The sequence below is a fragment of the Anaerosalibacter massiliensis genome (assembly GCF_024623155.1).
GTDB lineage: Bacteria > Bacillota > Clostridia > Tissierellales > Sporanaerobacteraceae > Anaerosalibacter > Anaerosalibacter massiliensis.
Map to the genome: position 1 here is coordinate 65,970 of NZ_JANJZL010000005.1, position 10,930 is coordinate 76,899.

General features: G+C 29.8%; 12 protein-coding genes. 1 reads left to right on the plus strand and 11 read right to left on the minus strand.

What is annotated here, in order from left to right; genetic code table 11:
- Nucleotides 1–24: 24 nt before the first annotated feature.
- Both NSA23_RS09055 and NSA23_RS09060 read right to left on the minus strand, forming a co-directional pair.
- Nucleotides 25–666 carry a lactate utilization protein gene (locus tag NSA23_RS09055; RefSeq protein WP_042679205.1) on the minus strand — a complete coding sequence of 214 codons (642 nt, stop codon included), beginning with the start codon at nucleotides 664–666 and terminating at the stop codon, nucleotides 25–27.
- 104 nt (nucleotides 667–770) lie between these two features.
- Nucleotides 771–1,244 carry a hypothetical protein gene (locus NSA23_RS09060; RefSeq protein WP_042679207.1) on the minus strand — a complete coding sequence of 158 codons (474 nt, stop codon included), beginning with the start codon at nucleotides 1,242–1,244 and terminating at the stop codon, nucleotides 771–773.
- A gap of 488 nt (nucleotides 1,245–1,732) precedes the next feature.
- On the opposite strand from NSA23_RS09060, the gene NSA23_RS09065 reads away from it, so the two are divergent.
- Nucleotides 1,733–3,487, plus strand: coding sequence for an oleate hydratase (locus NSA23_RS09065; protein ID WP_257490444.1), 1,755 nt, complete (start codon nucleotides 1,733–1,735; stop codon nucleotides 3,485–3,487).
- A gap of 253 nt (nucleotides 3,488–3,740) precedes the next feature.
- On the opposite strand, the gene NSA23_RS09070 is transcribed toward NSA23_RS09065, so the two are convergent.
- The 9 genes from NSA23_RS09070 to NSA23_RS09110 all read right to left on the minus strand — a co-directional run bounded on the left by NSA23_RS09070 (nucleotide 3,741) and on the right by NSA23_RS09110 (nucleotide 10,896).
- A complete protein-coding gene (locus NSA23_RS09070; protein ID WP_050069714.1) occupies nucleotides 3,741–4,208 on the minus strand; it encodes a GNAT family N-acetyltransferase in 468 nt (155 codons plus the stop codon).
- A gap of 422 nt (nucleotides 4,209–4,630) precedes the next feature.
- Complete coding sequence (locus NSA23_RS09075) at nucleotides 4,631–5,155, minus strand: GNAT family N-acetyltransferase (RefSeq protein ID WP_042679212.1); 525 nt, start codon at nucleotides 5,153–5,155, stop codon at nucleotides 4,631–4,633.
- Between the two features lie 38 nt (nucleotides 5,156–5,193).
- Complete coding sequence (locus NSA23_RS09080; protein ID WP_257490445.1) at nucleotides 5,194–5,364, minus strand: hypothetical protein; 171 nt, start codon at nucleotides 5,362–5,364, stop codon at nucleotides 5,194–5,196.
- A complete protein-coding gene (locus NSA23_RS09085) occupies nucleotides 5,357–5,989 on the minus strand; it encodes a DUF3885 domain-containing protein (protein WP_257490446.1) in 633 nt (210 codons plus the stop codon). Before NSA23_RS09085 ends, NSA23_RS09080 begins: the two co-directional genes overlap by 8 nt.
- Before the next feature lie 122 nt (nucleotides 5,990–6,111).
- Nucleotides 6,112–6,663, minus strand: a complete 552-nt coding sequence (locus NSA23_RS09090; protein WP_257490447.1) for a sugar O-acetyltransferase — start codon at nucleotides 6,661–6,663, stop codon at nucleotides 6,112–6,114.
- Nucleotides 6,664–6,715: 52 nt separating this feature from the next.
- Nucleotides 6,716–7,237 carry a GNAT family N-acetyltransferase gene (locus NSA23_RS09095; RefSeq protein WP_222704710.1) on the minus strand — a complete coding sequence of 174 codons (522 nt, stop codon included), beginning with the start codon at nucleotides 7,235–7,237 and terminating at the stop codon, nucleotides 6,716–6,718.
- 15 nt (nucleotides 7,238–7,252) lie between these two features.
- Nucleotides 7,253–7,816 (minus strand): pyridoxamine 5'-phosphate oxidase family protein, encoded by a 564-nt coding sequence (locus tag NSA23_RS09100; protein ID WP_257490448.1) that lies wholly within the window; start codon nucleotides 7,814–7,816, stop codon nucleotides 7,253–7,255.
- Between the two features lie 223 nt (nucleotides 7,817–8,039).
- On the minus strand, nucleotides 8,040–9,461 hold the full coding sequence (locus NSA23_RS09105) for a restriction endonuclease subunit S (RefSeq protein WP_257490449.1): 1,422 nt from the start codon (nucleotides 9,459–9,461) through the stop codon (nucleotides 8,040–8,042).
- Entirely contained in the window at nucleotides 9,451–10,896 is a 1,446-nt protein-coding gene (locus NSA23_RS09110; RefSeq protein WP_257490450.1) for a type I restriction-modification system subunit M, read from the minus strand. Before NSA23_RS09110 ends, NSA23_RS09105 begins: the two co-directional genes overlap by 11 nt.
- Between the last annotated feature and the right edge of the window lie 34 nt (nucleotides 10,897–10,930).

Sequence of the window (10,930 nt, forward strand, 5' to 3'; positions counted from 1 at the left end):
CACTAAAATGCTCTATTTAATACATTAATATCCAAATTCTTTACCAATAATTATTACCTTTATCCTATCTTTAATAAATTGTCCTCTAATAATTATAAAATCATTACATATACGATTCGGACTTTTACAGTCTATACAATATCCTAGTTTAGTACAAGGAGTATCTTTATTAAGTCTCTTTGCATCTAATGGAGCTGCATATTGCCTAACTCTTCTTTCTGCTTCCTCAGTATCACGAACTATCTTGTTTACACCTGCAACTAAAATCACCTGTTTAGGCCCATATATCATAGGTGCAACTCTACTCCCATTTCCATCGATATTATAAAGCTCTCCACTTTCAGTTATAGCATTTGTACTACATATAAAAGTATCAGCAGAAAAGTTCTTTATATAAATTTCTTTCTTTTCTTTACTTGTAATACCTTCCCTATATTTATCAAGGAAAGTAAAATTACCTTTACGAAGAAAATCTATTGCTCCTGTTTGAAAAAGTGTCATAGAGTCCCCTATACCTACTAAAGAATTTTCTGGAATAAGTTCTTTCAATAATTCTATCAATTTTAATTCATCATTGATAAAATATCCTGCCATATTGCGTTTTCTTAAACCATCTATAGTTCTTTCAACTTTTTTATCTAAATACCATGAAATGTTTTCATCCATTAGAATCCCTCCTTGCGTTTTGTCTTTGCCCATATATTATATCTAATTATAATATTCGGATTAGATTTTGCAAATATTCAGATATAGATAGACTATCAAACAGCTTACTCCCAAAATGGATATACTTTTTCACCTTTTTCTCCAGTATACTTCTTGAAAAATATTCCTACAGGTTCACAATAAATAGCATGATCTTCATCATTAGGCCGTAAAAATCCTGCATATACTCTAATCATCTTATGTCCATTATGCATTACTGTATGTTCTTCTGGAATATCCATTGCTCCTATAGCGAGAGCTGCTAAAATAGCCAGAATGCTTACAATTGTAGCTACCCCCACCAATACACTTTTTATAAATCCTTCTCTCTTACAAAAATAAGAAATCAATCTAAACATTATAAGAATTCCCAAGAATACAATACTGAAGATACCTAACCAATTCACCCAACTTCTTATTGATAATCCTTGAACGCTTAATGAAATCAATACTAAAACTCCATAAAATATTAAAAAACACACTAATACCTTAATTACCTGTATATTGATACTCTTCTCTCTTTTACTACCCTCATCCAATCTTATATTCTCCCTCCATAATCTTCCTAATTTTTTGTCTTTTCATTTTGTCTTTGCCCATTCTGCAGCCTTATTGTTAATATTATTTTATAAAGAAATCCTTATCATCACAATAAGCCTCAATATTATATTTGAATATAACTACAAGATATTAAAACTATCTATTTTCCATAAATAATTATTTCAATAATTATATCATAAAAATCCTAAATAAATTATCATAAGTTGTAGTGAAAAAATTGCTTTTATCATCTCCTCTCAAGTGCTCTACTATAATTTAATAAAGATAATTTAAATCTTCTAATTTTATGGATTTACTCTTTAATTTTGGGAAAGATAATTGTAAGCCAAATTGCTTGCACTTATCATAGAATAAAGTTTTATAATACAAGGTACACCTAGGTAAATAATACTGACTAAATTATATAAAAAATTTAGGATAATATAACATCTACCAAAAAAATAACTACAGTATAGGAGAGGATTATATGTATTTTAGTAATGGTAATTATGAAGCTTTTGCAAGACCAAAAAAGCCTGAAGGTGTAGAAAAAAAGACAGCATATTTTGTAGGAGCAGGAATTGCTTCTCTGGCAGGGGCGGCATTTTTAGTAAGAGATGGACAGATGGATGGAAATAAGATTCATATTCTAGAAGAACTACCCCTACCAGGTGGAAGTTGTGATGCTATTTATGAAACTTCAAAGGGCTTTATAATACGTGGTGGACGTGAGATGGAAAATCACTTCGAATGTCTGTGGGATTTATTCCGCTCTATTCCTTCACTAGAAATTGAAGGAGCTTCTGTATTGGATGAATTCTATTGGCTAAACAAAGAAGACCCAAACTATTCATTAATGCGTGCAATCGAAAATAGAGGACAAGATGCACATACTGATGGAAAGTTTGCTTTAAGTGATGATGCTGCAATGGAAATAGCTCAGCTATTCCTTACTAAAAACGAAGATTTAAATGACATAAAAATAAATGACGTGTTTTCAGATGATTTTTTTAGCAGCAACTTCTGGCTATATTGGAGAACAATGTTTGCCTTTGAAGAGTGGCATAGTGCTCTGGAAATGAAGCTTTATTTACAAAGATTCATTCATCATATCCAAGGTCTACCTGACTTTAAAGCCTTAAAATTCACAAAATATAATCAATATGAATCATTGATTTTGCCTTTAACTAGGTATTTAGAAGATTATGGTGTAGACTTCCAATATAATGTAATAGTGGAGAATGTAAAGTTTGATATTACGGGAGATAAAAAAGTTGCTAGGGAACTTCTACTAAAGAGAGATGGCAAAGAAGAGACAATTCATCTGACTGAAGATGACCTTGTATTTATTACTAACGGCTCCATGACTGAGAATTCTAATTATGGTGATAATGATAAACCTGCAGAAATGGACTCGTCCATAAGAGGATGCTGGAAGTTGTGGAAAAATATTGCTCAACAAGATCCTGCATTTGGCAATCCAGATGTATTTTGTTCAAATACAGAACTTTCCAATTGGGAATCTGCAACAGTAACCTGTCTTGACAATCAAATTCCTGAGTATATAAGAAAGATTTCTAAAAGAGATCCTTATAGTGGACGTGTCGTCACAGGGGGTATAGTTACAATTAAAGACTCAAACTGGCTTATGAGCTATACTGTAAATAGGCAACCACATTTTAAAGAACAACCTAAAGACCAAATAGTTGTCTGGATTTATTCTTTATTTACAGATAGACCTGGTAATTACATTAAAAAGGCTATGAGAGACTGTACAGGTAGAGAGATAGTACAAGAATGGCTATATCATCTAGGTGTACCTGAAGAACAAATAGAAGAATTATCAAAAACTACAAATGCTATTCCTGTAATGATGCCATATATAACATCACAGTTTATGCCAAGAGCTATGGGTGACCGTCCTGAAGTTGTACCTAAAGGCTGTATAAATGCAGCTTTTATAGGGCAATTTGCAGAAACAGAAAGAGGAACTGTATTTACAACAGAATACTCCGTTAGAACTGCAATGATAGCAGTTTATACTCTTCTTAATATAGACAGGGGGGTACCAGAAGTATTTGCTTCTCAATATGATATAAGAGTTTTACTAGATAGCACTATCAAACTTCTAGATGGTCGTAAACCAAAAATTCCTCTTTCATTTATAGCTAAGAAAAAGGTAGAGAAATTTATTGGTGACACTACAATAGAGGAAATGTTAGAAAAATATGGCTGGATTTAATAAAAAAGAGTGGAATAACCACTCTTTTATACTAATTAAAGTTATACTATAAATAAAAATAGAAAGTATGAAAAAATATGTTCATTTTAGATAAAATATTCAACAACCTTATATGAATATAATATGAATATATTTTTAACACCAAAACATCAAGATAAGTAAAAAGTTTGATATCACTATATAACAACAATTAAGCTACTCTATACAACATGTTATATATCTAGTTCATTGAATAATAGTCTGATATAATATCTTACAAATACTCCATGTAATAAAATTCATTCTCACCATTAAAAGTTTTCTTTATATATTTATTTTTAATTTTAAAACCAACAGTTTTATAACAATTAATAGCTCTTTTATTAAAACTTCTTACCTCAAGAGCTATTGGAATATCAGGAAATCTTCTTTTGCACTCTTTAATTAATAATTTCATAATACTTTTTCCATGACCTTTTCCACAATAAGATGGTTTTAATCCAATACCAATAAATACCCTATCTTCAGGTTTTGTTATTCTTCCATAAGCAATCAGTTCATTATTTAATAATATTGCCAAAAATTCTCTTTCTCTTTTATCTTTTATGGCTAAACCCCAACCTTTTTTAACTACAGTATCCCAATCAGAAAAATTATAAACCGAGTAATATCCATTATATCTCCAATTACAAATTTCCTTAGCATAATCTTCAGTTAATATTGTTAGAATATATTTCACCATTGGTCTCAACTCCCTGCCTTTTTTACCTTTTCATCAACTTTATATAACTTTCTTTTGTCGTCTTGAATTGAGTAATACCTTCAGATTTACCTACTATTTCAAATCTAAATTTAAGTAATGTCCTTTCTCTGTTATTATTTATTACTTCTCTAGCATTACTTCTCCACCAAATTCATAAAAATAGTAATCAAGCATAAATTCTACGGCTTCTTTACCATAACCTTTACTACCTCCGTTAATTCATTATCTCATTTTGGCATATAATGATTGCTAATTGGTAGTTTTTTATTCCACATTTTAATATGAGAGTGAAACAACGCTTCTAATACTTGTGGGTCACCACTCTATCTTTCTTTAGGAAGATAATTAGGTGTATATTCTATTATAATCCAGTATGTATTTTTATTTTTATAAGATATTTACTATAATTTCAAAACCATATGTATATCATAAGGCTCTAATTCATACAAATCTTTATTTATTTCACTTGTTACTTTTGCACCTATAGCAAAATAAAAATCTACTGTGTTTTTAAATGGTGTGGCTGATATATATAAACTTTTAGCTCCTAATTCTTTTGCTTTTTTAGATAATAAATTCACTAAATTTTTGCCTATACCCTTTTTACGATAATTATTACTTATATAAAGCATATCCAATTTAATTTGGTCATTATTTCTACCAATAAATTTACTTTCCAAAGCTCCTAAACCTACAATTGTTCTATTGTGAAATGCTCCATATATAGTTCCATTTCTATCATATATATCTTGCAATCTATTAACATAATCATGAAGTTCTTTTAAATTCCAGCCTTTAATATCATAGAATTCGTCTACTATTTTAAGCTTATTATCTTTAAAATAATAAACTTCATTTACAGTTTCTTTCCTATCAATCTCACCTAATAATATAAGTTCTGATCTTTCAAGTAATCTATAGTCCAAAATAATCAACTCACTTTCAAATTCTTCAATACTTTCATCTATCTAAATTTCAATCCAATACTTTTGAACAATATTTCCATTACCCTCAACAAGCTCATTTTCAAGGTTTCCTTCATTTTCTGCTCAAAATAGTCTTTTGCTTCAATGGTTGCATTCCATTTGAGAATAGTATATTCATTTGCACCATGTCTTATTGCAGCTTCAACCATCCTTTTTATCCTGTCCTAACCCTTTAAACTCTCCATTAAAAATATACTCTATAACCCAATTATAATATTTATCGTATAATTCCTTAATATCTCTAAAATTACTACCTACTATATCTACTCCCCTATCATCATACATATAGAAAGTAAGATTTCTCTCGGTATTTATGAAAAAACACTCTTCATTGATTGAAGGTTCTATGCAAAAATCTTGATTTCCTATTGCTTTTAATATTTTGTTTATTTTTAAATCATTGATTTTACATTTTATTATCAATCTATAAGTTTCTATGCCATCTTCAATATCATAATCATATAATGGATCTTCTAATTTAATTAATATAGCATTTTTTATAATGTTCTTATTTCTTATAAATTTATTGAAATAGTTCACTCTTTGCCATATTGAACAATCTTCATCCACACCTTTCCTTATATTTACTACCAAAAGCATATTTTCATTTTCTTTTATAACATCGGAAAATATAAATTTACTCCTTATAAAAATATTTCTTAAATATCTTTCCATATCGTTATAGGGATATATATCTTGTTCTAAATCAATACTTATAGCATTTTGAGCTTTGGAAAACAATTCTCCTGATAAATTCATATTCTGCAAATTCATTACTTCATATCCCTTCTACTTTACATCTTAATTGATAGAATATTGCACAATTTCACTTTCATTTTCAATGGAATTTTTAAATAAGTTAAGTATCCATTCCATATTTTTACTATTCACTTCCTTTAAATCTTTCTAATTACTCTACAAGGATTACCTACGGCAACTACATTGTTAGGTATATCTTTAGTTACAACACTTCCTGCACCAATAGTTACATTATCCCCTATTTTTACTCCTGGGCATATTATTGTCCCACCGCCGATCCAAACATTATTTCCTATGACTATTGGTTCGGCAAATTCTTTACCAGCTATTCTTTCTTCAGGATCAATTGGATGAGTAGCTGTATATATTTGAACATTAGGTGCTAAAAGTACATTGTTTCCAATCTGGACTTTATTAACATCCAATATGACACACCCAAAATTAGCATAAAAGTTTTCTCCAATTTCAATATTATATCCATAGTCGCAATAAAAAGGTGCTTCAATATAAAAAGAGCCTTTTGCAATAATTAACTTTCTTAATATTTCTTCTTTTTTTCTCTTTTCACTCGGTCTTGTATTATTAAACTCAAAAGTTAGATTTCTTGCATACTCTCTTTCTTTCACTAATTCTTCATCATCAGCATTGTAAAAATCCCCTGCTAGCATCTTTTCCTTTTCACTTCTCATAACAATTTCTCCTTTACTCTTTTTTATAATAAAATATCTTTATGCCATACATCTATAAGTTTTTTTCAAAAGCTATTCTTTCACTTCCATCTTCTAAATAAATTATTCCACAATATTTAAACCCATTTTTCTTAAGCAGTTTCTGCATAGCTAAGTTTTCTTTATGTGTATCTATTCTAATACTATACACATCCTTTTCCAAACAAATTTTTTCTACATTTTCTATAATTAAACTTGCTAATCCTGCTCTTTTATATTTTGAATCGATAGCCATTCTGTGAATAACTGCATACTCACCATCGCTAAGCCATTTACCGTCATAAATATATTCATAAGTTTTTTCTCCATCAAAAGAAACTGCTACAGTCCCGATTATAGTGTTATCCTTTAACAATACATATCCATAATTGTTAGCAATATCATTATAGACTGTTTCATAATTAGGATAATTGTCTTGCCACTGATCAATTCCTTGTTTCTTAAAATAGCCTTGTGCCTGATTGATAATACTCATTATACTATTAGCATCTGATTCAAAAGCTTTTCGAAATTCCAAACTTATAGCTCCTTTCATCTAATATATCTCCTTTTACTCCATTCTACCCCATTTCATTTCTTCACCATTTATATCATACCTTTTTCTCTTAGCTTTGATTTCTTCTATCTCTATTCTATATACATTGGTCCTTTTTAATCCTGCCTTAATTGCCATGTCAAAGTAGTCCATCTTTGTCGGAGTGTATTTCTCACATATAAGTTTCATAGCTTTAATTTTTTCTTCTTCATCTTCTACTAATTTTACCTTACCTATAACAACAGCCGATTCATATTCAGTTGTAAATACCTTGCTAATAAGTAATACTGCCTTCGATTCATCCTTTATAATTTCATCTAATTCCTCTTTAGTATAGTTTTCTGGAATTTTTGTCTCCCCTACAAATGCTACACTAACTTTAGGATTTTTCTCAAATATTTTAACCTTTCTTCCACCCATTGCTGAATGGAAATATAAATTATCTCCATCTCTTACAATGGAAAGAGGTATGCCATAGGGTTCATTATCTTCACCTATCATAGATATAATGCCATATCTTGACTTATCTATGACTTCTATACCAAATTCTCTAGTCATTTCTCTATCTTTTCTTCTCATAATTTTCACCTACCCAATTAATAGATTTATTATTTTTTACCTATAAGCCTCTCTTTCTTATTTTACTATTTATCATTATTTAAGGCAATCTTTACCATACTTTTATTTCAATATATAGAATAAAAACCATAGTTCTAAGGTAATCATTCCTACCCCTATCCCTATGGTTTCTAGTGGATTAGACTATTATATTAGCTTATTTTTTAAAAATACTTTTTATCTTCTATATCTTAGTAGTTAGCTCATTTTCAAGTTCATCTAACATATTCATTATAGTGTCTACTTTTTCTACTATGCGTTTTTGTTCTGCAAGAGGAGGGAGGGGAATTAAGATATTATTTAAGTTTGTCTGATTTAATTTTGGAACAGCTATTCCTGTAATCAATTCTCTATCTTCAAAATCTATACTATTTAAGGTGTTTTTAATATGCCTAGTTAATGTTTCATTGAAAAAATCTAATACGTGAACATGATTATTAGCCCAAAACTTTCCTTCAACTATGAAAGCAACATCTTTATTATTAAAAAAGTTTCCACCATCTTCACCTATTAACAAATAAAGTCCGTCAAAAATAAAATCGTCTACCTTATCTATAGCTCCTGTTGCTCCATAGTAGTCATATATTTTTCTTAAATTATCTCTATTTTTTACAGAAATAGGTTTTCTTTTGCTATCATAATTATTTGACACCTCACCCAACCTTACCCATTCCCATCCTTTAGGTATCTCATAAGGCTTTTCTTCTTCTGTAACCTCTAGCAATGATTTTTCTTTTCTTATTTTCTTTGACCTTACTAACCTTTCCTTTTCCTTCTTAATCTTTTCTAAAAGCACAGATGCTGGTTCGTCTTCTGGATTTTGTTCTACTAATTTTCCTTGTATAGCTTCCTGCAATACTTGGTTTCGTGTTAGATTAATAACTTCAAGTAAATCTTCTTTATTAGAATCAAGCCCATCTATTAAAGCAAATAATTGGTCTACTTTTTCTACTATGCGTTTTTGCTCTGCAAGAGGAGGGAGGGGAATTATCATTTCATTGACTGTTGATGCTGTTATAGCTAAAAATGTTGTACCTGTTGCCTTTTTAATTAAATATTCTTCAAAAGCTGAAATAGCATAAAAATAATAACCTTTAGTTATGTCTCCTAAACTCGAAATAGCACATAATCCCCTGCCAATACAAACTTCCCTATCTGTTATATTTATAGTTCCTACAGGTGCTCTAACCGACAATATAATATCATCTGGTTGAGCAATTTTCTTGGGACTAGTTGTATATTTATCACTTTTATTTAGATATATGTCTCCAAAATAGACCTTCCCTTGATGAAACTCCATTCCTTCTTTATCATTAACAGTGTCTCCTTTTGGAGATTGCCCCATATTTATTAAAGCAACCTCCCCTAACCTAACCCATTTCCATTCTTCCGGTATCTCAAAAGGCTTTTCTTCCTCTGTAATCTCTGGTAATAGTCTTTGTTTCTTTATTTTCTTTTCCTTTACTAACCTATCTCTTTCTTCCTTAATCTTTTCCAATAGTACAGACGCTGGTTCGTCATTTGGGTCTTGGTTTACCAACTTCCCCTGTATTGCCAGTTGAAGAATTTTATCTTTTAGTCCTTGTATATTCATTTTATTCTTCAACTCCTTCCAATACTTTTGAAAGTTCTCCTATTAATTTATTGATATTCTTTGATTTTGTATCCATTATAGTTAATAGCTCATTTAAGCTATATTCTTTTTCTTCTTTTCCATTGTTAGGATTTTTGAAATCTAAGTTATATTTTGCTTTCTCTATTTCTTCTATAGTTACTGAATAAGCATTTTTATCTTCTTTATCCCTATTGTTCCACCAGTCTTTTACTCCTTTTAAATGTTCTGGTCTAAAGGGTCTTGTTTTAGTAAATCCATTTTTAATACCTTCTGGTAATGGTACTTGGTAATAATCTATTTTTTCTGTAGGCTTTGTTTTGTCAAAGAATAATACATTTGTAGCAATAGAGGTATATGGTGCAAATACTCCATTTGGTACTCTCACGATAGTATGTAGATTAAATTCACTAAGTAACTTTTCCTTTATAGCTATTTTTGAATTGTCATCTCCAAATAGAAATCCATCAGGAAGTACAACACCTACTCTTCCATTTTCTTTTAATCTATACATAATAAGTGCCATAAATAGATCTGCTGTTTCTGATGTTCTAAATTCTGTTGGAAAATTAATTTGAATACCTACTTCTTCTACTCCTCCAAAAGGTGGATTCATAGCTATTACATCATATTTGTCCTTCTCTGTATAATCCCTTACATTGGTCCCAAGGGAATTGTCCCTTAAAATATTTGGAGTATCTAAATCATGTAATAATAAGTTTGTCATACATAATAAATGAGGAAGTGGCTTTTTTTCTATACCAAATAAAGATGATTGAATCATCTTTCTATCTTCTACTGTTTTTATTTGTTTTTCTAAATGATTTAGTGATGAAACTAAAAAACCTCCTGTACCACAGGCAAAATCTGCTATTTGTTCTCCTATTTGTGGATTTAAAATTTCTATTATAAAATCAGTTAAAACTCTTGGGGTGTAGTATTCCCCCGCGTTACCAGCACTTTGTAAGTCTTTTAAAATATTTTCATAAATATCATTAAAGGCATGTCTATCTTCGTATTCATCAAAATCTATCTCATTTAATTTGTTTATAAGCTGACGAAGAAGAGTACCTGATTTCATATAGTTGTAGCTGTCTTCAAATACGGATTTAACAATAAGTCCCCTTTTATCCATTGTTTCATCTACCGTTAAATCTTTCAATTCTTTAAATAATCTTTGGTTTACAAATTCTAATAATTCATCTCCTGTAATCCCTTCTTCATCTTCTGCCCAGTTTCTCCATCTTAAATCTTCTGGGATGATAGACTTATAACTTTCTTCAAATAATTCCCACTCAGCTTCTTTAACATCATAAACTTTTAAAAACAACATCCATACAAGTTGGGATATTCTTTGAGCATCTCCATCTACTCCTGCATCTTGTCTCATTATGTCTTGAATTGATTTAATTAGTGATGTAATTGTCATATTTTTTGTCCCCTTTCTGTTCAAGTAAAATGCT

Bases quoted from the DNA above. Each gene is read 5' to 3' on its own strand.
- NSA23_RS09055 (WP_042679205.1), bottom strand. From the start codon at position 666: ATGGATGAAAACATTTCATGGTATTTAGATAAAAAAGTTGAAAGAACT.
- NSA23_RS09065 (WP_257490444.1), top strand. From the start codon at position 1,733: ATGTATTTTAGTAATGGTAATTATGAAGCTTTTGCAAGACCAAAAAAG.
- NSA23_RS09070 (WP_050069714.1), bottom strand. From the start codon at position 4,208: ATGGTGAAATATATTCTAACAATATTAACTGAAGATTATGCTAAGGAA.
- NSA23_RS09080 (WP_257490445.1), bottom strand. From the start codon at position 5,364: ATGGTTGAAGCTGCAATAAGACATGGTGCAAATGAATATACTATTCTC.
- NSA23_RS09085 (WP_257490446.1), bottom strand. From the start codon at position 5,989: ATGAATTTGCAGAATATGAATTTATCAGGAGAATTGTTTTCCAAAGCT.
- NSA23_RS09090 (WP_257490447.1), bottom strand. From the start codon at position 6,663: ATGAGAAGTGAAAAGGAAAAGATGCTAGCAGGGGATTTTTACAATGCT.
- NSA23_RS09095 (WP_222704710.1), bottom strand. From the start codon at position 7,237: ATGAAAGGAGCTATAAGTTTGGAATTTCGAAAAGCTTTTGAATCAGAT.
- NSA23_RS09100 (WP_257490448.1), bottom strand. From the start codon at position 7,816: ATGAGAAGAAAAGATAGAGAAATGACTAGAGAATTTGGTATAGAAGTC.
- NSA23_RS09110 (WP_257490450.1), bottom strand. From the start codon at position 10,896: ATGACAATTACATCACTAATTAAATCAATTCAAGACATAATGAGACAA.